Here is a 24,868-nt window from a genome sequence, read left to right on the forward strand (position 1 = left end):
GCTGATTGTGTTCTCATATTTTTGGTAGTTGTTTATCTTCGGTCGACAATTATCGCTAAGCAAATGTCGACTAAAAATATTCGTCATTAGAGTTGCAGGTTAGCAATAGGATTAAGCGAAACAACCGACTTCAAATGATGGGGGGAGAAATGCGCGTAAACCATCGTTTGCTCTATCTTCGAATGGCCTAGTGCTTCCTTCAAATCTAGGATGTTTCCGCCACTGCGCATAAAGGCAGTAGCAAACGTATGGCGTAGCACGTGAGTTGCCTGTCCGTCAGGTAATTCAGGCAGCGCCCTTGATAGCCATTTATGTGCGGTCTGATAGCTGACGCTGAAAAGCCTTCCCGAGCAACTAGGGTTGAGTTCTTTATACAAATAAGGTGAGATGGGGAGTGTTCTATTTCGCTTGCCCTTAGTATTAACGTAAGTGATCTTGTTGTCGTAAACATGCTCGCCTTTAAGCAGAATCGCTTCGTTTATACGCGCACCTGTAGAAAGACATATTTTGTAAACAAGCCTAAGCTCATCAGCAAAAGGCGTCCCTTTAATGGTATTGAACAACGTCAAAATCTGCGCTTCTCTCAAGAACGTCAGCTCGGATTCTGGAGTTTTGGCTGCCTTAATACTTTCGACAGGGTTTGGCAAAGACCATTCGCCTAACTCAATGAGCTTGTTGAAGACTGACTTTAAACAAGTCATGTCACGGTTGCTTGAGCTAACGGCTATCTCTTTGTTGGCTTGGCTGTGGATATGAGATAGGGATTTTCTATTAGCTCTATAGTGTGCAAGGTGTTTAGCCGCTAAGTTTGACGCGATAGGGTCATTTAAAGCGCTGACGATATGCTGCATTCTTCCCTTTGTATGATTCCCGGATTTCAGGTACTTACCGTGCAGTTGAAACCAGAGACCGATGATCTCAGATAACCTCCTGTGATCAGGCTTGTCGCCCGCCCACGGTTTGTCTTCGACTTCACGCATGACAAAACGCTCGTAGGCAGCAGCTTCACCTTTTGTCGCGAATCGCTTTCTGACTCGCTTTCCAGAGCGGCCATTTGGGTAGCACTCACATAGCCATGGTTTTTTTGAGCCATCTTTTAGGTTTCGAATAGACATAGGTAAAATATATCAATACTGTATTTTCATACAGGTTAATAGGTGGCGCTATTGGAGGCAATGTTTGAATGTTGAAAAACGAACATGTGGGAAGTCTAGCGCTTAAGGTCGGACGTTGGTTGCAAGGATGCTGGAAGCGAAATCGCAAACTGCGCTAGGGTGTTAAGCGCAGTCAAAGCGTATTGAGAACCAGACCAATCTAGACCTCCATTCTGAAGGTAATAACATAGTAAATGTTGGTCTCAGCCTTTTGACCTCCCAAGGCAGCAAAACATCCAGGCTGGAGTTCTACACCAATCCTGTCGATGCGGTGGAACTCCCATCCATCCTCGGCGTACTCGTTGACAACATTCTCCAAGTAAACAGCCGCTTCGCTTCCTGTGTGATTTTTCATGTCTACAGAAATGTTGGGTAGAACTTGCACCATTTTATATTTGAACATATAGAAATTCTTATGTGGTAGAACTCATTAGAAGCCTTTTTAGGATGTTTAATGTGTTCTACCACAATGGGATTTCTCATCTAGGATATCACCTAATTAATCAATTAGTTATTTAACTAATGCCACATTGTATAAGGAAGAGTGTGATTTTTGAGGCAGGGGGGAAGTCTTTGACTTGTGGAAAGCCTACTCCTTGAAGCCTGAAGTGTGTCCCTTTAAGCTTATAAAATTCATTTGCTCAAACAATCCATGAGCAAGAAAAAGCGGTCTATTTTAAGACCGCTTGTGTACTAGATTGCGATTTTGCCGAACCAAGGGAAGCGAGCATGGTATTCAATGAAGTTCTTCAATAAAATATCATTCTCGACGACATCATTAGAAATTTGATAGCCTAAGCAGCTTTTTATTGCGTGTAGGTCACCTTGTGGCAACAATCGCTCTAACTCGACCCGTTCCCTAACTGATAGTGAGGGAAGAGATATGTCGAATATACTATCTCGATCATAATAAAAGTCCCAGTTTACTATGTCACAGTTGAGTTCAAAATCATCGATCTTAGCGGTGGGTAATAGTATACAACTGACCGTAAGCATCTGTTGTCCATCTTTGTATAAGAATGAACTTAGGATTTTAGCTTTTAAAGTTGAAGAGCTACGAAGGCCACTGTTTATCGCGTTTATTATTGTTTCAGCAAGAACTCTATGGAATCTTTTGAATGTAAAGTCATCAGGATCTAAAGTTACTGGCAAGTATTCATTCGAAATCAAGCTATCGAAATATCTATAACGCTGCTGTTGTAAACTGCCGGTCCCTTGCTGCTTAAGGTTAGCTACATTTGCGTTAAATGTAACTTTCAAAATGTCATAATCTGCCATCTTCTGTATGGCGTTTTTTATATCATTTAGCTGAGAGACATAGTTTACGTTTACATAATCAAGCCAGAGGATAGACTCTTTCTCGAATTCGTCTTTATTAATGAACTCAGTTGAACTCATAGGTTTGTTTAGTAACTTTATACAAGAAACAGGTTTGTTGAACTCTTGTCGTTTTAAAGTGTTTTCATCATACTCAATTGAAGTCATATCTTGGATTTTTAGATTTCGATGAATACTTTTAAAATCCTCTAGAAATGGACCACCAAATCCAATATACCTATAATTCTCTATTGGCTGAGCGCCGTTATTAGATAGCCAAGGAGAAAGCAGCTTTAATTGCTCCTCAAATAAAACGCGCTCTACCGCTTTATTTTGTCTCAAATGATATGGAATAGTTGAACCGGAAGACATTACTTGGTCCTCCGTAGTACCTCATCAAAACAGCGCTCACCTACTTCTTTAGGTGATGCCAAATCATGCTCAAAGTAGAACTGTGATATTGTTTTGATCTCTTCTATTGGACGAGTAAAACTAATTCTTTGATCTGTAGACTCTTTTGGGGGCATAGGCAGATTTGGAACGAACCTTTTAGCGTTTTCATTACCAGCTCCTCTAACCGGTTTCCATTTATCTTGAGGAATTAGATTGACTACTTCAGTAAGTGGTACGTTTTTTGAGCCACCAGATTGTATGCTTAGTTGTTCCTTACCATCACGACTTTTCCAGCGGTTTGTGAAGGATGTGAATAGTTTTAATCCTTCACGTACGCGATCTTTGACTTTCAAGTATAATTCAGAGTTTCCTTCAATACCGCGCTTGGTTGTTGTCAGAGGTAGCTTCGCGGGATCGTTCGATTGGAACTTGACGATTCCGGCTATAGATATGAACTGTGTGTGGTAACTTGGAACGCCAGCTTCTCCCCAGCCAGTCATTCTTGTTTTATCTGCGTGGATGACGATGCGGTCATTACAAATGATGGTCACACCTGCTTTAGACGTACTTGCTTTACTACTAGTACCTTCCATGGCATTGTCTTCTTCGTCTTGAGAAGCAAATGTTCGATAAAATCCAACCATTACAGATATTTCAACACCATCAATGTTATCGACAAACACGTAAGGCGATATCGCTTCATCTTTAGTATCAAAGTTATCTTCAATAGCCAGTACGTCAGCACTAGGCGTTATTGTTTGCCCGTTAATAACTATTTGAAAGCCACGTTCGATAAAAGATGAGTAGTAAACTTCGGTTGCATCCTTGAGATCATGGAAGAATGAGGGGCCAGAATCAAAGCTCGTTTTTATGCCAGGTACTAAGTTTTCAATTATTATTTCTGTACCTACGTCGTCCGGTGTTGGGGCTTCTTCTTTATAAGGTATTGTCCAACTCTCGTCGTTAGACATCCACTCAGGAGTCATATCGACTTTTAAAGTAGTCTCTTTTGTCTTGCTAATTACACTACATTTCCTGCCCATCTTAAATATTGAGCGTTTCATGCCTATTCCGTATACACCAACCGTTGGTAAATCTACATCAATGTCCGATGCTGGTCTTCCCATTCGGAAGGCTGAATTGATTGCGACAGTCCTTGGAATCCCACCACAGTTATCTTTTATACAAAAATGCTCTCTGTTGAATGTTATCTCTGCTTTATAGCCTTTATATTTGTCTGGAGCATCTTGTTTTCCATTGCGAGTGGCTTCTCTCATTGCTCCATCTAAAGAGTTATCAATGAGGTCAAGCACGGCATCGAGTAGTTCAATATCTCTGGTTAGCATATCTACAAAGAATCGTTTAGCAGGGTACGCTTCGATAGCTGTTTGTTGGTTATCTTTAGTCATTTTTAATCCTAGCCAAATAAATAAGGGTAGATTTAATCTACCCTTAACTCTTTTATTATTAGTTATTTAACAAAGCCTCTTGCTCTTGTCTAACACCATCCAAATGATTTTTGATGTTTGTCATTATATTTTCAGACACAAGTGGCGATACGCTGTTGCCAATCATTCTAAAGCTATGCCATTTCGTCGGGTGGAAGCAGAACCAATCAGGAAAACCTTGGAGTCTTGCAGCTTCACGTACTGTAATTACCCGAGGGCTACTTGGATGTATCGGTCGAACAGCTTGATAGCTACCTTTGTCGGAACCAGTACCAGCTCTTAGAGTAGGGCAAACGCCATCCCAGGCAAGTTTCTTCGAACGGCTAATTTTGTCTACAGAGTCTGGCTCAAGAGCAAGGTATCGATCCATCACGTTTTGTGTATGAACAGTATCAAAAAAGCCTGACAGCATTTTTTTCTTTAAATTATTAACCGCTAATTGCGAACCTAGATGCTCTGGTGGCAATGCTCTCATTTTGAGTGCGTAGGAAGATAGGTTCCTTTTCCGATTATATTGTGCCCAACCAAAATCTGTTTTGTCTTTGGTTTGAGGTATCGGCTCGGGCAGATCAGCGATAACATCTTTTACAGTAACGTTAGCGTTATCATTTAAGGGTGAAAAAATATCGTTATGAGTCAGTTCACCAAAGAACTCTGGCTTGTACCCAAAAACAATCACACGCTTACGCTTTGTAGCAGCGCCATAATCGGATGCGTCTACCAAAACAGGTTCTAGGACAGTGTAGTTGTCTGTAACTGAATCCAAAGCAGCAAAGAAAGAGTCGCGATAACATTCATCGAGCAAGCCCTCAACGTTCTCCATAACAAAGAACTTGGGTCTTAGTATGTTTACGTGTCTGAAGTAATGATGAAGTAGCTCGTTGCGAGGGTCGCCTAACTCTCTTTTACCCATGCGACTATAACCTTGGCAAGGGGGCCCGCCAATAACGCCATCTATTTGCTGGTCTTGAAGAATTAGCTTCCAGCTATCCTTATCCATAGTTGCTAAGTCACCTTTAACAACACGCGCATTTGGAAAGTTGAGCTTGTATGCTGATTGTAGAGTTTCATCTACATCTACTGCCGCGATTGAGTTAAACCCTGCTAGTTCTGCACCTAAGCCAAAACCACCGCAGCCACAGAATAAATCTACAATTTTGTAATTATCGAGCATAAAAAAATTAGTTAGTTACTTCTTGAAGGTAATGATACACGAATACCACTCAAAATGGGTTGAAAGAATCAATCCATTTCAAACTCACAACCACAAGGTTAATGGCTTAAGTATGCTTTAATACCTAGCCAGTTTTAAGATAATCTCGAACTGTTTTTTAGTTTCGCATCCATTTTCTAAACAGTGCCTAATGTACGACTCGTGCTTTTTAGTCAGTAAACATCACTTCTTCCCCACCACCAACACAACTCTACCCACAACCTTAACCTCATCCTCTTCAACAGTCAGAGTTGAACCATTAAAGCTGATCGCCAGTTTTTTACCTGGTAGGCGTTGAATTTCGTTTAGCGAAAGTAGACCGTCCATATCAACTAGATATGTGCCGCTTACGGCTTGGTGAACTCCTTTGTCGATGATTGATGTTAAGTCGCCTTCACGAATCGCTATAGCGTTTACAACAGAAAGATCATCCAGCAAGGATTTGTCGAACGTAAGCGTTCTAGACTCAATTAATTCGCCATTGAGGATTTTATAGCAGTCGACATCGAACAGAAACTTAGTTTGCACGCTCTCTGAGTCATGTTTGTGCGAACTTCTGTTCGGAAATGCCTCTCCTTCACCCAATAAAAGCCACTTAAGTGATACGCCTGTATGCAAATGAGCTCTAACGGCAATTTCATGGGGAGTTAAGCCACGCTTAACCCATGTGGAAATAGTTGAAGTAGGCACACCTAGCTTCTCAGAAAGGACTCGTTGACTCTTTGATTCTGTTACTTGGATCAACCGTTGAACAAAGTCCTTACCACTTAAATACGCAAAAGCGGATATTTCTTCTTGATTAGTTGGCATAAGCGATCAATAATCTTTGCTAAAGCGTAGTCAGCGAGCTGCAACTTCTGACTACTTATATACACATTCAATAACTTACAAGGATACCACCATGCTTTCATATCAAGTAGTCCTAAACACGCCTTTCATGACCTATGACCAATACTCGCAATTTTCGGGTATGCCTAAACGCACCATTATGGACTGGGTATCTGATGGTCGTCTGCCTATCAAAGCCAAGTCAAAACCTAAGGAAACACCGCTGATCAACATGGTTGCATTGTTAGAAATGGCTACACGTGAAGCAATGCAGAACTTAGGTTAAACCATGCGCTTTTCGTCTCTGGTTCCAACCAAAGAGTATTGCCCGTTATGGCTCAATATCGTCGGTTGGGGTTTCATTCTCATCTCCTTGGTATGCAATTGAGTATTGGTTATGAACGAAAGTGACTCAATGTGCGAATTTATTGGCACGAAACAATTGGCATTTAACGAAGCGTGTTGTTCATTTGCGAAGTCAGAGAATATGACCAAGCTGGCCGAGAGCACAGGTATGAGCCCAACGATGCTTCGTAACAAGCTCAATCCAGAGCAACCTCATGTTCTGACTTGTGTTGAGCTTATCGCCATAACCAAAGTGAGTGGTAATCACACCATAGTGAATAGCCTTTTACTTGGGTTAGGGGTTGTAACGGCGCATGTGCCACTCAATGCGAGTGAAGAAACCTTCATCAAACGAGCTTTAGAGAACTCGATCCACTCGGGTGACTTATCTCAAATGGCTTTGGACCAGGCTGGAAACACAAGGCTAAGCCGTACCAACAAACACAATATTATTCAGAAAGCGCAAGCCAGTATCGGCAACCTTGTGCTTTTGATTAGTGATCTCGAAGAACGCACTAAAGGCGTGTCTCCCTTCCTCGCTATGGGAGTGGATTTTGTTGCCAACGGTGCGCCAGTCCCTGGGCTGAGTTAACTGAAGAAAACAGATAGGAAGTTTCGAAATGATTACAATTGAAATTAACACCCCTGAAGAAGCTTTACACCTCCAAAATGTCGCTGCGCTGAACATTGGTAAATACAAAAATAACCCTGTTGAAGGGCAGCAACACCTCCAAAGCACCCACATTCGTTTGTGGAGAGACATACACGCGCAAGCAGGCGATGTATTGAAGATGCTTATCGCCAAGAAGGAGAACGCTTCATGCAATACGTAGCAATCCGCCTTTTTGGTGATGGTGCGATGAAGCGCCACGAAGAAACTCAAGAGCCCGAAACAACGGCTCTTGGAGAGTTTGAGTCCCTAGACGATGCCGTTGGCCAAGCCTGTGAGCAACTGAAATGCAACCACGTTCGCCACGGAGTACTAAGCGAAGGCGAAGGGCAGGGGGGATTTATTGTAGTAGATACACAGGAGCTAGTTCAAATATGACCATTCCAGTTTATAGCGACCCATGCCATATGCCTTGCCCGGATCTACCGCATCACTCTTTGTCAAAGGAAGACAAAGAACGAGGGCTTGAGAAGCTGCAACAAGTTCGAGCGCAAGTGAGAGAGGGCATGCTTTCAAGCCTGCGTAAAGAATATGAACAGGCAGAAAGCTCCTATCAACGAGCACTTATCAATCAACGCGCTAAACGAATCAAACGCAATTGGTCTTAGCGAAGGAAGGAATCATGGATAACCAACTTAAACCAAATCAGATAACACAAGAAGACCCATTCACTCAAAGCGTTACGTTGTTAGGCTTTTTGCGCGATCGTTTAGTCGAAGCCGCCGACTGCTTGGAAACGGGTATCGACATTACAAAAAATGCAGGTTTAACAACATCAGACCTAGAACGTCAAATCGCGGATTGCCGATTCTTTGCGGAAGAGGCTGGTAATTTTTTGTCAACAGTTTCAATGGAAACAAGACAAGCTAAGTAATTTATGGTGCTGGATTTACAGAGATGTTGTTTTTAACTAGGTAGACTGCATTTGATTTATGAAAAATAGTGATTTGCTCTATGTTGCAGGGGCGGTAATGCCCCTCGACAGAATTCAAAGGAATGATGCCAGCTTTAATGCTGGTTTTTTTGGTCCCAAACCTACCGGACATAGCATTCAGGAGCTAGAGCTCCTTGCCCAAGGTATTGTTAAAAAGATTCCGATCTATGATCAGGTGTCTGACCGGAAACCGAAACGAGAAAGGGATCTTCAGGAGCGCACCGACTTCTACAAATCCAGGAATCGACGCTCAGAACACAACCGCGAAGCGGCGGCGAGAATCGCCGAAAGGCTTAGTCTAGTCAAAGGGCGCAAAAGTCCGACAAAGAAATTTCGCGATCGGAAAGAGCGCCAAATTAAGAGAATCAGGACTCTGAATAAGTCTCTTAGAGCCAAGTCAGTGCTCAATTCTCCCGAGGCTTACTTCAACCATTCTGCACTGTATGAGACTACTGAGCGCTCCAAACCAGCTGTGTTAAATGAGAATGGGCGACGAGCGAGAGGAGAAACGAGCAGAATACCTATTTCAATGCAGTTGATGCATCGTGCTTGGAACGATACATACAAGTTTCAGGCAATAACAGAGACGCCCTCAAGTGCAGCGCCAACTGCCAATGTGGGCGAGCGGTTTTCAGAGAAGTTAACTTCTCGGTCCGTGACTAAGATTTTTGAAGCGGGTGCTTATACTGCTGCCTGTCATGGTGGCTTTTCCACGTTCCTGACCCTAACGTTTACTAAAGCTAAGCGTTTGGCCATGTTTGGGGGAATGCTTGATGAAGATGAGTGCCGTTCAATGGGGGCTAACCATCCAATTGTTTATAAGCGGAACATGGTGACTGTTCATCCGCGCGCTCTTGAGAAGAAAATCTGGCATCCAATCACTGATATCGGTGGTGAGTATTGGACGGTGCCAACCAAAGATAACCCCTTACCAAGAAAGATGAACCCAGATGGTGTAATCGCTGGAGCATACTGTGATTTGAAGCAGAAGCCTGAGCAGGAGTTTTCGATGGAAAAAACTCTAGAGACAACGATTGGACATGAAGTTTCAAGGTTTCTAGATGCAGCTAAGAAAATGTACCAAAGAGGGTGGCTTGCAGACCATACGATTCAGACTGATCCAGAGTCAGGCTACAAGTATTGCGACCTAACCAAAACTAAAGTTCCAAAGTACGTTCAACCCAGTGATATTGGACCAATGAACACACCGGCAGACTTTCACTATATTTGGGTAGCTGAGTGTCCGGCCAATGAGGATGGCGAACCAAATCCTCACGTGCATTTGTTACTCCGGTGGACTGTACCAGAGCATCTATTTAGTTCCTGGTCGAAACGACTTGAGAAAATATGGGGGCATGGATTCGCAAAGCTCGAGAGAATTAAAAAACCTAAAGCTGCAGGCTCATACATCATCAAGGCAGTTGGCTATGCAGCAAAAGGTGCCAATGAGAGCCAAGGATTAATTAAAGGAAACCGGTATTCGATTGCTAAATGCTCGAGAGCTCCTTCTTGGGAAACGTTAGCAAGTTTTGAAGCCGACAACATGACTGCAATCATAAAAGAGTTGGGGTACAAGCTTGAGCAATGGAAGAAGCCGATTAAAAGACAAGTACGGAAACTTCAGGCGGCCAAAGCTCAAACCATTAAAGCTAAGTCGATTGCTATCAATCAGAACAAACCTGAGGAGTACCAGAACCGCTTATACAATCGGATCATACGACTAGAAAAGCAAGCTGAGAAGCTTCATCAAGTAATTCAAGAGCGGGGAGTGCATGCCAGTTCAAACAATAGGTTCTGCATTACATTCGACGGGAAGGATGCGAGACAAAAGGTAGATAAGTTTATGCTCTGGGCTGCGGGATCGAGAGGGTGGTCGATGGAGTGTCGTGATATTGATATGAGTGATATCAAAAGCCATGCAGACGAACGATATCAATTTGAATACCAGCGGTTTGTTGATAAAAAATGTTATTGGAAGAGCGTTCTGTCTTCGTCAGTACCAATACAAGAGTCAAGTGATAGAGAACGTAGTTACTGGCTTAGTATATCGACAGATTATCTAGCTGGATGTTTATACTTAAAGGAAACTCAACAGTGTAATTATGGCTAAATCGATATGGGAAAGATTGACGCTTTAAGTGGGATGCCTATCAAAAGTCATAAAGATGTCAAAGGGTAGTCTGATATATGCAGACTACCCATATAGCTAGACAGTGTAGGCGATGATGTTGCCTAACACTTCGGCGAGCTGACTTTCAGGATCTGCGCTGGTTATTAGTTCGACTACAGAAAGGATTGCTACAGTAAGTATCTTTACCGCAAGTTTGTCCAAAGCTTGGTCTATTAGCTTTTTCGAGAAGCTACGTAACCAACTGACAATAGAGAGTTTGACGTTTTTCATATCTCATTTTCCTTATGAGTTAGACACACATCTAGCTGAACGGTGCTCACTTTAGGACTGGATTGTGACAGTTGTGTTTCACTTCGTTGAAAGCAGTATGACAGATGAGAGAATAGAACTTTTAATAGCAATTGAGTTGATTGAACAGTTTTCTAAGAGTCTTATTCAGTGACATAGACATCAAAACGTAGGTAGAAACCTGTATAAATATACAGTATATTTTGAGTGTCATTGGTAAGGATATTGATATGTCTAATAAAAAACAGCTTTTCCAGCAAGCACTGGAGCTAATTCTCGACGGGGTCGCATTGAGTACTAACGGTGAAAACCGCGCCCAGGCAGGTGCTTACTTAATGGGATTAGTTGTTGCTGACAATCAAGGCGAGCTTGATAGCGAAAAAGTAGAAGCGATTAAGGCCATTATTGAAATGGCTGATGAAGTCGAAAGCCCGCAATTCAGGCTTTAAGTGCAATTACTGAAAAGGAGTTGCCATGTTAATCACGTGCCCAAAATGTGAAAGCAAAGCCCGGATAGCTACCTCCCGGGCGATGAGTAAAGAAACTCGAGAAGCGTATTGTCAGTGCCTTAATCTAAACTGCGGTACCGTCTTTGTAACCTACACCTCAGTACATCGAATCATTGAGCCTAGCGGTGATAAACCTGACCCAGAGTTGCAGCCTGAGTTGTGCAAGGGGGATTTGGATCAGATGGAGATGTTTAGTGGAATTGAGTAAGGCGCCCGAAATGGCGCCTTTTGGTTTAAAGAGTTTATTGCACAAATCCTAGTTGATAACCCAAGTTTCTTAAGTTCAATGACTCAGGCTGTAGTTTTATCAACTGGTCGACTTTGGCCTTATCAACGTTTGAAATAAGTGAAGCATCTGGTAGGTCAAAGGCCCCAATGCCCTTGTAATAATAGTATTGCTCTTCTGCTTTGAGACTAACTAACTTCGACTTGAATGCTTCGGTCTCGCCTTTATGACACTCGTAAAAGTTGCTCTGGTATACGTATAGAGCAACGGATTTCTTTTCGTCCAAAGGCAGTTCGTTGAACCATTGATTAGTAGCAAACTCATCTTGGCTGGCTGTCTCGAGGTCAACACATTGATTGTAGTGTTGCTCCCAGTTTGCACTCAATTGTTCTGCATTCTCATTAGGCGAAGTACATCCTAGCAGTGAAGCGATGAGTATCGCGTTACAAAGCTGCTTCACTTACACACCTCCAAAACTTATTTTCATTGCCTGATGTATACCAAGTCATTGGCTCTGCGGTCTTTCTAATTCTATCTCTAACAACCTTCGGGGCTGCACCCATGCTTTTAGCGTACTGTTCCCAGTCATACTCTCGGATGTTAATACCAGTTTCAAAAGCGCTTTTCGTAACGCCTGGACTAAAAAATATTTGGTAAACCGGAACAGACGCAAGTGCAGCTGAAAACCAACTACCGCTCTCCATTATTCCGCGAATTTCTGCAACGGCTCTTTTACTCTTCTGTGTAAGCTTGGTTGTGCCGATGTAACAATTTCCCAAAGTTGCCATATAGCTAACGTTTTCATTATTGAAATAAGGGCGTGATTATAAAATCAATTGCTTAAGGCTGTGCAAATTGGTCAGCAAACTGGGAGTACTATCACGCACGGTTTTCTGATTGATCGTTTTCGAAGCGAAAAACGCATAAAAACGATCTGGGAGGATCTCTATATTGCCTATCTAAAAGAGTCTTAGATGTCCTGCGCGCGGGGGCTGTGTTCCAATGTCTACACCGAAACGGTTTGCGCACTTGATTGCGCAAAATTACAGTGCGGAATTTTAGCGCGGGGGGAGGGGTGAGTCCGAACAAGGGCTGGAAGCCCACTTTCACCGCCTAAATAATCTCTGCTCTTTAAACTCCAAACCTCTTCTTCGATTGGTAGGCTATTGATGTGGGAACGACAACACGAGCACGCTAGGTGGAATGGGCTGAAGCTCAACATCCTGTCTACCTCCTTTGATGGTGGTAAGCGTCTGCAAGTGAGTGAAATCCCATACGCAGACCTACCACACATCAAAGTCATGGGTACCAAAGCCCGAACATTTACTATCGAATCTATATTCGTAGGTGCAAGCTCACTAGCTGACGCCAATGCATTCATTGAAAGCCTGGAGCAGCAACCAAAAGGAGAACTCGAGCATCCCTGGTTAGGAGAGTTGGTGCTAGTGTTCGAGGAACATTCCCTCAGTATTAACACCAAGAAAGGTGTAGTGACACTGAGCCTGAAGTTTGTCCGTGCCGGCACTTCGTCTTCCATCACTGCACCGACAACAGTACGCACCAAAGCACAAGCTGACATAGTAGAAAGCCTGTCTAAGCAATCATTTGTTGAAGAGGTGAAAGGGCTGGATGTTTCTCAAATCAACGAAGTACAAAACAACGCAACCAGTGCGCTCAATGCGTTGGTTGATATTACTAACCGCCTGAACCTAGCCGATGATTCGCTGCAAGATATTAACCTAGCGATAAATGGAGCCTTCTCAGCCGTGAGCGGCTTGAGCACTAACCCTGCTGAGTTCGCTGATCTGTTTTCGAGCGCTGTTGATACGGTGTCTGAAGGTGTTCAATCAGAGCCAGCTTCCGAGAGTGAAGCGGTAGATAACTCACGTAGTGCTCAAGCTTTGATGCTTGGAGAAGTAAAAACCGATAGCCCAACCAAACACCACAATGTACAAATGGTGACGGGTGCGGTGAAGATGAGTAAAGACGTTGCTGACCTAGAAGCCCATGACAGCTTTGAGCTCACCTTAGTCCAAAAGCAACCAGAGATTATTCAAAGTGATCTCTCAACTCTAACTGCCAACGTTGATGACCGCATCAAGGAAACGACTCAAGTCTCTACGCAAGAAAGCATAGAGCTCTATGACGCACTCACTTCCTTAAAAAGCAATGTGCAGACTCAGTACGACAAAGTAGCAGAGGGAACCAAAGCACACAGAACCGTGCAATCCCCTCATTTTAAGTCAGCGCTGACGATTGCCCATGACGAATACACCAATGAGAACATCATTACCAAAATGAATGCACTTCAGCACCCTTTATTTATCCGTGGTGATATCGCGGTGAGGGATGCACGATGAATCAACTCACGATGTACATTGACGGCAAGCAGCATACTTTCTACCAAGCCAACTTGAACTACTCAACAGAGCAACTGGCCCACACATTTAACTGCTCTATTGAGCCCATGAACATTGATCGCCCGTTGTCGGTAGAGTTCTTCCTCAATGACCAATCCATCTTAATCGGTCAGATAGATGAGGCAGAAAACGAGACAGGTGCAAGCTCTTTAACTATGCCAATAGTCGGACGTTCCAAGAGCGCCAACATGATTGACTCGCGCATCAGTATGGATGCGCTTTACAACCTCAATGTTGAAGAGCTGCTTAGAAAACTGGCAAAGCCATTTGGTTTAGGGGTAAAGAGCCTCGTTAAAGGCATGCCGAAGATTGAAGAGTTTCAGATTAACGCCGAGTCTCCGGTTGAAAATGTTGCTCAGCTAATCCGTGAACAAGGTTACATGCTCATTGAGCGAAATGGTGTGCTGACTATAGAGAACACGGCGCATGCAACGATTAACAATGTTGGCCTTGAAACAAGCAACAACATAGACAGCTTAAAGATAAAACGCGCCTTCAATACGCAGTTTCATACCATTGATGTGCAGGGCCAGTGGGATGATGCCAGCGCTCAAGTCACTAACCCAAGCATTGATAGCTCGCGCACTATGGTGATTACTTGTGACCAGCTGCAAAGTAGTGATGCGTGTTTATCTCGCGCCAACTATGAACGTGACTTAGCGATAGCGGAAAGCCTGACCGCTTCAACGTCTGTCGCAGATATCTTTCCTCAGCTTGCGATTGATGGATTAAACCGAGTGATTCGAGTGATCGACAAAGAGCAGAGTTTTAGCGAAATGCTTGTTATCAAGTCTCTTGGCCTATCGGTGTCCGAAAGCGCCGCGAGCACTTCCGTTGAGTTGGTCAGACCGTTTAAGGAGCAAAGTCATGTCTAGTGCTCAACGTCAGCAACAACAGCGATTAATGGCTCGCATCAAGAACGTGATTGGAACAGGAACAGTGACAGGCGCAACCACGGGCATGTTGCAAATCAGAACGGCAACAGGCCGCACCAATGACCGAATTAAGCGCGTACACAACTACGGTTTTATGAGCCGACCACTACCAGAGGCCAAGGCTTACAACCTGTTTATCGGTGGTGTGGCTGCGCGTGGTATTACCGTCAATGTGGAAGATGAGCGCTACCAAATCGACTTAAAGCCCGGTGAGGTCGCCATGCTCGATGACAAGGGCAATTTAATCCATCAAACCAACGAAGGAGTTAAGGTCTACGCAACCCAAGGTAAGGTCGATGTTGTAGCCGCGAATGAAGTCTCTATCAAAGCGCCACAGGTGAACGTGATCGCTGACAAAACCACGTTTTCTAAAGATGTAAATATAGGCGGCAATTTGAGTGTAGCGAAGAATGCAGAAGTTGCAGGTTCTGTTGGTGGTCAGTCTGGTACGTTCGGCGGCGTTAAAGTCGAGACGCACGCCCACGACTATGAAGACGATAGCGAAATCAAAACGACACGGGAGCCCAACAAAGCATGAGCCATTTTAAATTGAACGCGCTTACCGAGTCGGTGGGTTCCAAAGAAGGCATGACTCATGCGGTATTGCAAAGCGTCTACAACTACGCCGAGTCGACCAAGAATGATCGCGCACGAATGGACAACAATGAGCGCGGCGGTACTTGGAGTAATGAACTGATAGAGATTGTTGGCTCACGTGATTGGACTCTCAAACGAGCCAAATTGACTGACGAAACCTTAAGGCTTGCTAAACGTTTTTATGAAGAAGCACTAGCCTGGTTAATTCAACAAGGTCACGCGAAAACCATTGACGTCACTGTTTGGAGAGAGAAACCAAACCAAATGGGCCGTAATGTCATGATAACCCTAACGGACGGCTCCACATTTGATGTTCCACTATCGAAGGTAGATAAATGAGTACACAAGTGAGCCTTGAGAGCTTAATCGCTCGTGCTGAAGCCAACCTGACGGCAGCAACAGGGCAAAGTAATCCAGCCACCAAATCCATAGCCTCTGCCATTGCTGGCGTCAGCTATGGGCAATATGGCTATCAAGATTTGCTTTTCAGACAATTGCACCCTGAAACCTGCTCTGAGGCGTGGCTATACCTGCATGCCAATCGCCACAAAACACCACGCCTGTTACCTACCTTTGCAAAAGGTACAGTGCAGTTTACTGAGCTAGGTGGAACCGTGGTGATCGCCAAAGGTACTCGCCTAATCTACGGTGATAGAGAGTACGAAACCACTAAGGAGCAGTACAGCAATGTGCCTGTAGACGTCATTGCACTGGAATCAGGGACAGCAAGCAATTTACCAAACGGCGCTAAACTCACCCTAACCGAAGGGCTAAGCGGTATCGACCCTAATAATATCCTATCGCTTGGTATTGAAGGTGGTGCAGATATCGAAGAGCTAGAGCACTGGCGAGCGCGAGTAATCGTGGCATTCGAGAAGAACGAGCTGATCGGCAAGTCAGAAGATTACGAAGTGTGGGCAGTGTCGGCTCACTCTGATGTTGATTTTGCTTGGGCACTCGATAACACACCAGAGCGCGGCATGGTAGAGGTCTACATTGGCGCACGTGAGAACGACCCAACGTTAAGCGGTGAAGTGGTCAATCTTGTTCAAGAGACCTTCGACACTAACCGACTCGCGGGTTGTCATCCGTTTGCTCATCTCCCAGAAAAAGCGCCGCTCTCTATAGAGATTCAAGGCATTGAAGACCTAGCGATTCGTGATGATGTGGTCACGGCCCTTGAAAACTTTGTCAAAGGGAAAATGGGCAAGATAGATCCAAACACCCAAAAGCCTGAATCCATCACCAACACTGAAATTGTGTTAGTCATTTCAACCGTGACCAACAACTTTATTGTCAAAGCCCCAGTAGGCGAAGTTGCTATCGACAATAACCAGATTCATGTACTAGGAGCCGTCACATGGACACCTCCGACTTAATCATTGAATACAGCGAAGGTGATTTTGCAGATGCGTACCGTGGGTTACTTCCTCAAGGCGAATACTGGCAAGACACCGAGAACGCAGAGCTGACCAATACCATTAACGGTATAGCGAAAGACTTTAAGAAAACCCATGACGATATTGAATTATCACTATTAACGGAGTTTGAAGAGCAAGGGTTTGGCTGGAAGATTCGAGATTATCAAAGCCTGCTTGGGACAAAGGGCTCAAACGGCTTGGTGTATGACGATGTGAAAAGGCCCAATCTAATATTGATTGACCTCTTCAGCTATGACAATGGCACAGCCATTAACGCATTTGAAAACGTTCGATTGCCTCATACCGAGTTTCATTGGCTTTACCCATTGGAAGCCGAAACCCAATTAGAACAGGCAACCGCCTTAACGATAAAGCCAGAGTTGAGCTCACAGTTAGAAATAGACGCTGAAACTCAAATCTTGTGCCGCACTGCCATTACTTGGCAACTTGAAATAGGAGACACCGAATGAGCACACTGCAAGCTATTCCGACTCAGCACGGGATAGATATTTTAAACAGTGAGCTGAAAAATACTGTAACCAAGTATCGGCTCATTGGCGCGTTAACTCATGACGCCTCAAGTGAATCACTGTATTCATTTTATGAAAACACTATTGAAACCAGTTACTACGATGACAATGGCGTTTTAACCTTTATCTTAAATCTGCCAATTGAGCAGCATTTTGATGAGTACCTACATCAAATCCATGTGCTTGATAGCAGTAATCAATCCGTGATCGAGTGCTCGACACCGAAAGTCGCCCTACCGAAAGGCATTGGCGGCATGGTAACACTCAAAGCGGCGATTTCGGGTGAAGCAGGACAAGTCATTTTCAAACACAGTGAGTTTGTCACTGAAACGGAATTGATCGAGCTACACCTCACAAAATACACACTCAAAGATATAGCTCAGTTTTTTCCCTATGATCCACAGCGTATCTATTCCGTGGGTGAAACTTGCTACACCAAAGACCAAACCACTGATGAACTAACCTATTGGCAGTGGTACTCAAATGTCGAATCAATTGCTGGAAAGTCACCATTGCTAGAGGCTAACCGTCATATTGGTTGGTCAGATAACACCAAACCGTTTTATTGGGTGCCGTACACTGGTGATCAGGTTGGTATGCCGTTTTACTGGCTGGATACCTCCGCGCCAGAGTGGGCTGTGATGGAGATAAATGTTGATTTACCCGTAGCTGTGTACTGGCGTTTGGCTCGTCGTTATCCGCATTTAGTCAGTGGCAATACCATCAATACTGGTGACATTCGGGCAGAGTTCTTACGTGTACTTGATCAAGGTAGAGGTGTTGATGCTAATCGAGTGATAAACAGTCCTCAGTTAGACCAAATGCAAGGTCATAAACACACTTATGGTGATCCGCGTATGTCTTACTGTTCTCCGGGTGGGTTAAATGCAATGGGAGTGAACTCAGAAAACACTCACGAAACTGGTGACCTTATGAGTGATGGCACTAATGGTAACGTTCGTTTTGGTTCTGAAACTCGAAGCAGGAATGTTGCGCGTCCAATGGCAATTGCAATTTAAGGGGGATGTGTGAGTAAAGCAGCTAAGTATTACTATCCAATAGATAAGCAAACTAACGAAGTTCTTGCACCTGTTAGGGCTGAATATCGTGGTGGTATGTACCACATACCGAGAGACGCACTTCAATCAGAACCTTTACCACCAAAACAAAGCTTTGCAGTGGTAGCGGTTCTAGATGAGTCAGGTAAAGCGATTGATTCGGAATACATCGAAGACCATCGAGGTGTAACGATTTATGATGAATCAGACTGCACCAAGTCAGAGGTAGTATCCGAACTAGGCCCTATCAAAGAAGGCTTCACACCTGATAAACCGCTAACTGAATTTGATGAGCGCATTGAAGGTGTATGGGTAACTAACCTAAGCAATAAATACATTCATGATTATGCGCAAGTGGACGCAACACGCTCAGCGCTTTATACCCAACTCACGGACCCACTAGAAAGTGAGCTAGCGCGTAAACAGCGGCAAGGTAAAACCGATGAAGTACAAATGCTCTCTGAACGCATCAACGAGCTAGAAGCCAAAATCAAAGCAGAGAGCCCATACCCGGAAGCGCCAACCAACTAACTACCAAACCCAGCCCAACCGCTGGGTTTGTTCTTTTTACCTCCCAAAGTTCTATATCTCCACGCTAGAAATGCCATAAGTACCCTTTAAACCTCAGCTCTATAAACTGGTTTTGTGGGGCACTAATCACTAGTTACGAGAGAAAAATCAATGAATCAAACAGAGGTAAAAGCGTTAGTGGTTTCTTTGCTAGATATTACCGGGCTAAAGAAAATTCTAACGTCTGTTAGTGCAACCCTAATCAGCTTTGGTGTGAACGATATTGCACAGCTTATCGCAATCTCAGTAGGCATCGTTTCAGGTGTTATGGCTATTCGCCACTATGCCGTTGCCACCAAACTCAATCAAGCCAAGCTCAACAAACTGAACTCTCAAGAGGACGGAGCAACATGAGCCTAAAAAACAAAGCAATACAAGCGGTGGTGTGCTCTGTTACTTCAGTTCTTGCCATTGTTTTTGCTATCGACTCAGAGATAAACGTCAGTGAAAACGGTTTACGCCATATTGCTAACGAGGAAGGTTGCCGCCTTAAGTCCTACCAATGCAGTGCGAACGTTTGGACTGTCGGTCTAGGTCATACCAAAGGCGTGACCAAGGATACACATATTACCGAAAAGCAAGCCGCTGAAAGCTTTGTTGAAAGCGTATCTGCTGCTGAACGTGTAGTTAACAAGCGAATAACCCAAACACCAAACCAAGGCGAGTACGACATGATGGTGAGCTTTGTTTATAACCTTGGTGCAGGTAACTTCGCTCGCTCTACGTTGCTGAAAAAATTTAACCTCGGTGATCGCACTGGTGCTTGTAATGAGTATCCGCGGTGGGTGTTTGTGAATGGTAAAGATTGCCGACTAGAAAAAAGCAACTGTGCCGGTATTCCTAAGCGCCGAAGCAAAGAGCAAGACGTTTGTCTAAACGGTTGGCAAGGAGAGTAACCATGTTAAGTAGTTATCTAACTCTGTTTAAAGCCGTTGCCTTTGCTACCGTTCTTGGTGGTGTTGCTTACCTTTCTTACGACTACGGCGTAACGACTACAGAAACTAAGGCCCTAAAAGCGCAAAACGCCTTATGGGACAAAGTAGAACAGAAACAAGACGAGGCTTTTCAACTAGCCGTAAAACTGGCTAACCAAAAGCCTGATATTCGAATTGAGTTTCGAGAGATAGAAAAAGAGGTGATCAAGTATGCTCAAAAGAACAGTGATAAGCAGTGTGTTGTTAATGACTCTGACTGGTTGCGCATCCGATCCAACGCAGTGCGAGCGCATAATAGAGCGCTCAGTATTCAGCAACCCACCACCGTCTCTGATGGTTCCGCCGCAGCCGCTTCAGGTTATGAGCGAGATGCCGAAGTCTTAGCCGAAGATGTAGCGAACCTTCAAATATGTGCTGAAAACGCGCAACAACTCCAATCGCTACAAACATGGATTCGGTCCCAATTGTAGGTGTCTGATATACATATATTTTCATTGATTAATTTGGATTTGTTATGATACTGAATGCTCATTAGAGTGTTGTATCAATAAATAGAGTATTCAATATGAAAAAATCAATATTTGCCCTGTCAGTTACCGCTTTTTTTTCAGCAAGTGCCTTCGCTTCAGATTACATTGTCAGTGATCCAAAAGTTCTCTTACCAGGAGAGGATGTTACAAGCTTCGCGATGGCAGATCTCAACGGTGATGGTGTCGATGAACTCCTGTTTGTAACGGCTAGCGGTCAACTCAAGTATTCTCAGCTTATTGGCCTTGGAAATGGCTTAATTGATCCGAATGCGTTTGAAAGTTTGAAAAATAGTCCTGGAACTTTCGAGATGAGCATCTCGCTAAATGGAGATAACTACAGGAATACACGGCTAACTATTGGGAGCAACAGTCGAATTTCCATACACCGAAATCGTACTAGGACAAGCTGTAGTGCTACTATGCGTTTAGAAAATGACAAAGTCACTGCAAAAGCTAGTAATGTGGCTTATGAACTAACATACGTCTCTCGAAACTACATCGTCGGAACAATGACCTGTACCAGCAATGGTATTGAGCAAAGTGAGCAAGTGAGTTTTACAGCTACACGTTTAGGTTACTAGTTGACAATCGTCTGGACGATCTATGATGTTGTGAGTTTATTATCCAGATAAGACTGCATCTAGGTTACCTAACAAGTGTCAGCATCTTACCTGCTGACACTTGCTTTACTTACACTTCATCGATTCTCTTATACGGCTCAGAAGCCATCACCTTCTGCCCCACAAACTCATTCAACTCCTGAAGTGCATCAATCATCGGCAGCAATTCATTCTTGTGGAATAGCCAATCAACCTTGTTGAGGTCGAGAGAGGTAATACTCTCTCGGCGAACGCTCATCAGCTCAATAGGAACGCGATGAAGAGCCAGTACATCATTCATAGTTTGGTTCTTCACTTCCTTAAATGAATCCTTTGCTTCTACTTGGCCAATCGGTTTAAGTTCTGGTGCCTTAGTGTCTTTGCCTCGAGCATTCACAAACATATTCTTAAACGCCATGCCTTCTTTTGCCTGAAGCTTGGTTTTAATTTCGTCTTCCTGCTTTTTCGTCATGCTAGGTTCATTCATATAAAGCAGGTAACCCGCGTGTTGGCCGTTGCGGTAATACTGGCGGCGGAACAAGGTGGCATCGTCATTAAGCCAGATGGAGGTGAGCCCACTTACGTGACCGGGTAACCCATAGATCTCTTGAGCAACGTCGTATTCAGAGAGATGAAAGATTTGCCCCTCCTTAAAATCAACTCTGCCATCATCCTCGTAAGCTTTAGGCTTGTAGGTATAACCCAAGTCCTCGCGGCGACGCATATACAAAGCGGGAATGTGTTTAACCTGAACGATAGGACCTTTGCCCGCGTGTGAGCGAACAATTTGAAAATAGCCGTTGCCAAAGGTGAGATAGTCTTGGATAAACCGCTTAAGGTCGCGACGGGATAATATTGGCGAAACGTTCACAGCATAGGCGAGGGTATTGCGCTTAAACTCAATCGCGCTCGAGTGCATCGGATTAACGCGCAGCGCTTTGGCCAAGGTGTCGAAAGGAATAGGTGGCTCATACAAGCCATCAACCAAAGCCGTTTCAAGGTAACTTAGGATGTCGCTGTTCATCACGCTGACAGGGTTAGAAAATTCAATCTCAATCACTTCGTTTCTCCGCTCTTTGGCTTAGAAAATTTCAACGGTGGTATCGTCGTCATTGTTAATATCAATTGGCTCCCAGCACATAACATGCATTGAAGCCCAGGCGAGGTCAGCATGCGACCCTATCTTGCTACGGTTAGAGACAAACGTAACCTGGTTACTGATGTTGGTGGTCTGCTGGCGAATCATAAGGAAGGAATGCACAAGGTCATCCCATTCGGCATCAAACTGCAGTCGACCATTGCCGATGATCTCTCGCGCTTTGTAGGCCATCATCCGCTTTACCTCTGGTGAGTAGTTCAGTTCGAGCAAAGACGGATAGAACTTTCTAACCAATTCAGCCACGGCAGAACCTACACCACTGGTATCGATGGCGAGGTGCACTACATTGTATTTTTCGGTGATCCCGCGAATAGCTTCAGCTTGCTGCTCATAGCTCGAACCTTTGAGTCTTAAGCGCTCGATGAAGCGGAAAACCCCGCCTTTCATTTTTGGCTTGAGTGAGACCACTAAACCCGCATCATCTGAGCCTTCTCCTTGACCACCACCTCTTGGGTCATAACCGACTAACACTTCCGCGTCACCGACGGGGCGTGGCTTGTTGTGATCAATTTCTTTCCATAGAGAGGAATCCGCTTTGCAGGCGAGAAGAGCTTTTAGTGAAAAGAACGAAGCACTGTCATCCAAGAATTTGCATCGCAGTAGGTTGTCGAAGATTTCCTTAACTGGATATTTACGCTTTAGCTTCTCCATGTTGAAGAAGGTCGCGCCTTTCTTCATCGCATCATCAACGGTGATCATCTGCCTGAAGATAAAATCAGGACCTAGCGCCCCATCTTTCAGCGCGGTGTGGCTGATATCAATGCTGTGCTCTTTCTTACCTTCCCATTTCGGATAAGCTTCATGAGCCATCGTGGACGGCGTCGAAATGTAAGTGGTGCGGAACTTAGCTTGTATCGACATGCCGCCTGCGTAGTCATCCAGCTCAGCGAAGCGGGGTATCCAAAACACTTCATCCCAATACATGTGGCCGTTGAAACCTTGAGAAGTGGAAACGTTGGTCGACATAAAGCCCAGCTTGGCGCCATTACTTAACTCGATGTCATCTTTGCCCTTAAGGTCGACTTCACCAATCTCGAGAGCAAACTTACGGATGTAGTTCTTGAAGATATACGCCTGCTTTTTCGACGCAGAGATAAAGACCTGGTTGTCACCATTAAGCACAGCGTCTTCGAAAGCTTCATAAGCAAAATAGAAGGTGAGACCAATCTGGCGCGACTTCAGATAGAAACGCGTTTCGTTGATGTCATCATTGAGCTTGTGAGCGTGTATCTCTTTCTGGTACTCAAAGAAAGTACGCTCACGGTATTCATCAAGCATCTCTTTGGTGATCTGCGAAACGTCATTCTTAACTTTGTTAGGTTTGCGACCTCTAGGGCTTTTGCCTTCGACGGATGTGCCTGGTCTGCTTCGCTTATTCTCCGCTTCAACACGTTTGTAGTGCTGATCGAGTAGCATCTTCAGCTCGCGTTCCTGACACTCAAGTTTTTGGTCAACCCACATCAGATACGTGATCCTCTGACGCAGCATGAGCTCTACGGGCAAATCATCCCGCATTTCCTTCCAGCCAAACTTTGATACCCATTGCTGAACCGTTCGGGTGGCAACACCGATTTTATCCGCGATTTCAGCCGGCTTTTGCTGGCGTAAGAACAAACCAAACGCTTGAGTTTGCGTTGGCGTGTATAGCGGCTGGTTCAGATTGGTTACTGCATTCGTCTCCATGCCAGCATAGTGCTACAGAGCCCGCCATTACTCAGCTTGCGAGAGTTCTATATCGGGTATCTAGAATCAGGATGAATACAAAAAGAGGAAGGCTTTCGTTAGATTGAAATCATCGAATTCAGGAGAGTTTAGACATGTTTCAGTCAGAGCCGATTTGTATTTTGCAGGCAGGGACAACCGTTGATGGTCGCGTTATTGAACAGAAAATCATTGATGAAATCGCAGAGACCTACAACCCAGAGGTGTATACCGCACGCATTAATGAAGAGCACTATGACTGGAGCTACAAATTCGGTTCGGTGCTGTCGGTAGAGAAGCGTGAAGACAAACTGTTTGCGGTTATTAAACCTAACTCCCATTTGCTACGCATGACGGAACAAGGCCAGTTACTTCATACATCCTGTGAGTTCATTGAGAAGTTTTCTAACACTGAGAAAGCCTATTTAACCGGACTGGCTCTGACCGATAAACCCGCATCACTGGGTACAACTCAAATCCATCTCTCTAGCAAGGACGATGGCAAGGTTCACGTACTTTCAAAGTTTACTATCGAACCTCAAGCGCTGTCGCAAGAAGAACCGGAAAGTGATGCCTCCTTATTCCAGAAATTCAAAAGCTGGCTCAGCGGTGAAAAGTCTCCTGAGCAGTTCTCGCAACAAGAGGAAGAAAGCGAAATGAGTAAAGAAACTGAAGAGCTGCTCAAACAAAGCATCGAGCAGAACAAGGTACTCAGTACCAACTTAGGCCTGTTGGTCGAAAGCCTTTCCGCACAGAAAAAACCAGAGGTTGATCAAGAGGAGCCTGAAAGCAATCAGCTCGATGAACTCAAAGGTCAGGTGGAGCAGTTGTCGACTCAGATGTCGGAGATGACGACAACGCTTAGCCAAATCACTGACGAAACACCGCGCAAGCTAGCAGGTCAGGACAGCGAAGAAGAGCAGTACCTATAACGCCAGTCTGACGAAGAGATACAGG

Annotated in this window: 32 protein-coding genes; 22 read left to right on the top strand and 10 right to left on the bottom strand. The window is 44.4% G+C overall.

What is annotated here, in order from left to right:
* Positions 1–86: 86 nt before the first annotated feature.
* The 6 genes from FIU99_RS05820 to FIU99_RS05845 form a co-directional block, all read right to left on the bottom strand.
* A complete protein-coding gene (locus FIU99_RS05820) occupies positions 87–1,115 on the bottom strand; it encodes a tyrosine-type recombinase/integrase (RefSeq protein ID WP_152472093.1) in 1,029 nt (342 codons plus the stop codon).
* Positions 1,116–1,314: 199 nt separating this feature from the next.
* Positions 1,315–1,557 carry a DUF4177 domain-containing protein gene (locus FIU99_RS05825; RefSeq protein ID WP_152472094.1) on the bottom strand — a complete coding sequence of 81 codons (243 nt, stop codon included), beginning with the start codon at positions 1,555–1,557 and terminating at the stop codon, positions 1,315–1,317.
* 290 nt (positions 1,558–1,847) lie between these two features.
* On the bottom strand, positions 1,848–2,843 hold the full coding sequence (locus FIU99_RS05830; RefSeq protein ID WP_152472095.1) for an O-methyltransferase: 996 nt from the start codon (positions 2,841–2,843) through the stop codon (positions 1,848–1,850).
* Positions 2,843–4,273 carry an ATP-binding protein gene (locus FIU99_RS05835; RefSeq protein WP_152472096.1) on the bottom strand — a complete coding sequence of 477 codons (1,431 nt, stop codon included), beginning with the start codon at positions 4,271–4,273 and terminating at the stop codon, positions 2,843–2,845. The genes FIU99_RS05830 and FIU99_RS05835 overlap by 1 nt, the downstream gene beginning before the upstream one ends.
* A gap of 58 nt (positions 4,274–4,331) precedes the next feature.
* Positions 4,332–5,486, bottom strand: a complete 1,155-nt coding sequence (locus FIU99_RS05840) for a DNA cytosine methyltransferase (protein WP_152472097.1) — start codon at positions 5,484–5,486, stop codon at positions 4,332–4,334.
* A gap of 222 nt (positions 5,487–5,708) precedes the next feature.
* Entirely contained in the window at positions 5,709–6,335 is a 627-nt protein-coding gene (locus FIU99_RS05845) for a phage repressor protein CI (RefSeq protein WP_152472098.1), read from the bottom strand.
* A 91-nt stretch (positions 6,336–6,426) separates the two neighbouring features.
* Between FIU99_RS05845 and FIU99_RS05850 the strand changes: the two genes are divergently transcribed.
* The 7 genes from FIU99_RS05850 (at position 6,427) to FIU99_RS05880 (ending at position 10,412) form a co-directional block, all read left to right on the top strand.
* Complete coding sequence (locus FIU99_RS05850) at positions 6,427–6,639, top strand: hypothetical protein (protein WP_019275486.1); 213 nt, start codon at positions 6,427–6,429, stop codon at positions 6,637–6,639.
* A 111-nt stretch (positions 6,640–6,750) separates the two neighbouring features.
* A complete protein-coding gene (locus FIU99_RS05855) occupies positions 6,751–7,290 on the top strand; it encodes a phage regulatory CII family protein (protein WP_021455699.1) in 540 nt (179 codons plus the stop codon).
* A gap of 28 nt (positions 7,291–7,318) precedes the next feature.
* The gene (locus FIU99_RS05860) at positions 7,319–7,531 is read left to right on the top strand and encodes a hypothetical protein (RefSeq protein ID WP_152472099.1); all 213 of its coding nucleotides are present in this window, start codon (positions 7,319–7,321) and stop codon (positions 7,529–7,531) included.
* Positions 7,519–7,746 carry a hypothetical protein gene (locus tag FIU99_RS05865; RefSeq protein WP_152472100.1) on the top strand — a complete coding sequence of 76 codons (228 nt, stop codon included), beginning with the start codon at positions 7,519–7,521 and terminating at the stop codon, positions 7,744–7,746. Before FIU99_RS05860 ends, FIU99_RS05865 begins: the two co-directional genes overlap by 13 nt.
* Positions 7,743–7,976, top strand: a complete 234-nt coding sequence (locus FIU99_RS05870) for a hypothetical protein (protein WP_019275356.1) — start codon at positions 7,743–7,745, stop codon at positions 7,974–7,976. The genes FIU99_RS05865 and FIU99_RS05870 overlap by 4 nt, the downstream gene beginning before the upstream one ends.
* A 14-nt stretch (positions 7,977–7,990) precedes the next feature.
* Positions 7,991–8,242 (top strand): hypothetical protein, encoded by a 252-nt coding sequence (locus FIU99_RS05875; RefSeq protein ID WP_253899452.1) that lies wholly within the window; start codon positions 7,991–7,993, stop codon positions 8,240–8,242.
* Between the two features lie 58 nt (positions 8,243–8,300).
* A complete protein-coding gene (locus FIU99_RS05880; protein ID WP_152472101.1) occupies positions 8,301–10,412 on the top strand; it encodes a hypothetical protein in 2,112 nt (703 codons plus the stop codon).
* Between the two features lie 96 nt (positions 10,413–10,508).
* On the opposite strand, the gene FIU99_RS05885 is transcribed toward FIU99_RS05880, so the two are convergent.
* A complete protein-coding gene (locus FIU99_RS05885) occupies positions 10,509–10,703 on the bottom strand; it encodes a hypothetical protein (RefSeq protein WP_152472102.1) in 195 nt (64 codons plus the stop codon).
* A 248-nt stretch (positions 10,704–10,951) separates the two neighbouring features.
* Here FIU99_RS05885 and FIU99_RS05890 point away from each other — a divergent pair, with 248 nt between their 5' ends.
* On the top strand, positions 10,952–11,170 hold the full coding sequence (locus FIU99_RS05890; protein WP_031342464.1) for a hypothetical protein: 219 nt from the start codon (positions 10,952–10,954) through the stop codon (positions 11,168–11,170).
* Between the two features lie 25 nt (positions 11,171–11,195).
* Complete coding sequence (locus FIU99_RS05895) at positions 11,196–11,438, top strand: ogr/Delta-like zinc finger family protein (protein ID WP_045985106.1); 243 nt, start codon at positions 11,196–11,198, stop codon at positions 11,436–11,438.
* Positions 11,439–11,472: 34 nt separating this feature from the next.
* On the opposite strand, the gene FIU99_RS05900 is transcribed toward FIU99_RS05895, so the two are convergent.
* Positions 11,473–11,916 (bottom strand): hypothetical protein, encoded by a 444-nt coding sequence (locus FIU99_RS05900; protein ID WP_095560569.1) that lies wholly within the window; start codon positions 11,914–11,916, stop codon positions 11,473–11,475.
* A gap of 709 nt (positions 11,917–12,625) precedes the next feature.
* Here FIU99_RS05900 and FIU99_RS05910 point away from each other — a divergent pair.
* The 12 genes from FIU99_RS05910 to FIU99_RS05965 all read left to right on the top strand — a co-directional run bounded on the left by FIU99_RS05910 (position 12,626) and on the right by FIU99_RS05965 (position 21,033).
* A complete protein-coding gene (locus tag FIU99_RS05910) occupies positions 12,626–13,816 on the top strand; it encodes a DNA circularization N-terminal domain-containing protein (RefSeq protein ID WP_152472103.1) in 1,191 nt (396 codons plus the stop codon).
* The gene (locus tag FIU99_RS05915; protein WP_152472104.1) at positions 13,813–14,751 is read left to right on the top strand and encodes a phage tail protein; all 939 of its coding nucleotides are present in this window, start codon (positions 13,813–13,815) and stop codon (positions 14,749–14,751) included. Before FIU99_RS05910 ends, FIU99_RS05915 begins: the two co-directional genes overlap by 4 nt.
* The gene (locus FIU99_RS05920) at positions 14,744–15,349 is read left to right on the top strand and encodes a phage baseplate assembly protein (RefSeq protein WP_152472105.1); all 606 of its coding nucleotides are present in this window, start codon (positions 14,744–14,746) and stop codon (positions 15,347–15,349) included. Before FIU99_RS05915 ends, FIU99_RS05920 begins: the two co-directional genes overlap by 8 nt.
* Complete coding sequence (locus tag FIU99_RS05925; RefSeq protein ID WP_152472106.1) at positions 15,346–15,747, top strand: phage GP46 family protein; 402 nt, start codon at positions 15,346–15,348, stop codon at positions 15,745–15,747. The genes FIU99_RS05920 and FIU99_RS05925 overlap by 4 nt, the downstream gene beginning before the upstream one ends.
* Positions 15,744–16,787: a baseplate J/gp47 family protein gene (locus FIU99_RS05930; RefSeq protein WP_152472107.1), complete on the top strand. Its 1,044-nt coding sequence runs from the start codon at positions 15,744–15,746 to the stop codon at positions 16,785–16,787. The genes FIU99_RS05925 and FIU99_RS05930 overlap by 4 nt, the downstream gene beginning before the upstream one ends.
* Positions 16,769–17,299, top strand: a complete 531-nt coding sequence (locus FIU99_RS05935; RefSeq protein WP_152472108.1) for a hypothetical protein — start codon at positions 16,769–16,771, stop codon at positions 17,297–17,299. The genes FIU99_RS05930 and FIU99_RS05935 overlap by 19 nt, the downstream gene beginning before the upstream one ends.
* Positions 17,296–18,378: a hypothetical protein gene (locus tag FIU99_RS27485; RefSeq protein WP_216651100.1), complete on the top strand. Its 1,083-nt coding sequence runs from the start codon at positions 17,296–17,298 to the stop codon at positions 18,376–18,378. Before FIU99_RS05935 ends, FIU99_RS27485 begins: the two co-directional genes overlap by 4 nt.
* A 9-nt stretch (positions 18,379–18,387) precedes the next feature.
* Positions 18,388–18,948, top strand: a complete 561-nt coding sequence (locus FIU99_RS05945) for a hypothetical protein (RefSeq protein WP_152472109.1) — start codon at positions 18,388–18,390, stop codon at positions 18,946–18,948.
* Positions 18,949–19,098: 150 nt separating this feature from the next.
* Positions 19,099–19,341 (top strand): hypothetical protein, encoded by a 243-nt coding sequence (locus tag FIU99_RS05950; protein WP_152472110.1) that lies wholly within the window; start codon positions 19,099–19,101, stop codon positions 19,339–19,341.
* Positions 19,338–19,883, top strand: a complete 546-nt coding sequence (locus FIU99_RS05955) for a lysozyme (protein WP_152472111.1) — start codon at positions 19,338–19,340, stop codon at positions 19,881–19,883. The genes FIU99_RS05950 and FIU99_RS05955 overlap by 4 nt, the downstream gene beginning before the upstream one ends.
* 2 nt (positions 19,884–19,885) lie before the next feature.
* On the top strand, positions 19,886–20,392 hold the full coding sequence (locus tag FIU99_RS05960) for a hypothetical protein (protein WP_152472112.1): 507 nt from the start codon (positions 19,886–19,888) through the stop codon (positions 20,390–20,392).
* A 95-nt stretch (positions 20,393–20,487) separates the two neighbouring features.
* Entirely contained in the window at positions 20,488–21,033 is a 546-nt protein-coding gene (locus FIU99_RS05965) for a hypothetical protein (protein ID WP_152472113.1), read from the top strand.
* A gap of 109 nt (positions 21,034–21,142) precedes the next feature.
* Here the strand turns inward: FIU99_RS05965 and FIU99_RS05970 are convergent, their stop codons facing one another.
* Positions 21,143–22,111 carry a phage portal protein gene (locus tag FIU99_RS05970; RefSeq protein ID WP_152472114.1) on the bottom strand — a complete coding sequence of 323 codons (969 nt, stop codon included), beginning with the start codon at positions 22,109–22,111 and terminating at the stop codon, positions 21,143–21,145.
* Positions 22,112–22,132: 21 nt separating this feature from the next.
* Complete coding sequence (locus tag FIU99_RS05975; RefSeq protein WP_152472115.1) at positions 22,133–23,893, bottom strand: terminase family protein; 1,761 nt, start codon at positions 23,891–23,893, stop codon at positions 22,133–22,135.
* A 134-nt stretch (positions 23,894–24,027) separates the two neighbouring features.
* On the opposite strand from FIU99_RS05975, the gene FIU99_RS05980 reads away from it, so the two are divergent.
* The gene (locus tag FIU99_RS05980) at positions 24,028–24,843 is read left to right on the top strand and encodes a GPO family capsid scaffolding protein (protein ID WP_021455676.1); all 816 of its coding nucleotides are present in this window, start codon (positions 24,028–24,030) and stop codon (positions 24,841–24,843) included.
* Positions 24,844–24,868 lie beyond the last annotated feature (25 nt).

It is taken from the genome of Vibrio sp. THAF64 (assembly GCF_009363455.1).
Classification (GTDB): Bacteria; Pseudomonadota; Gammaproteobacteria; order Enterobacterales; family Vibrionaceae; genus Vibrio; species Vibrio coralliilyticus.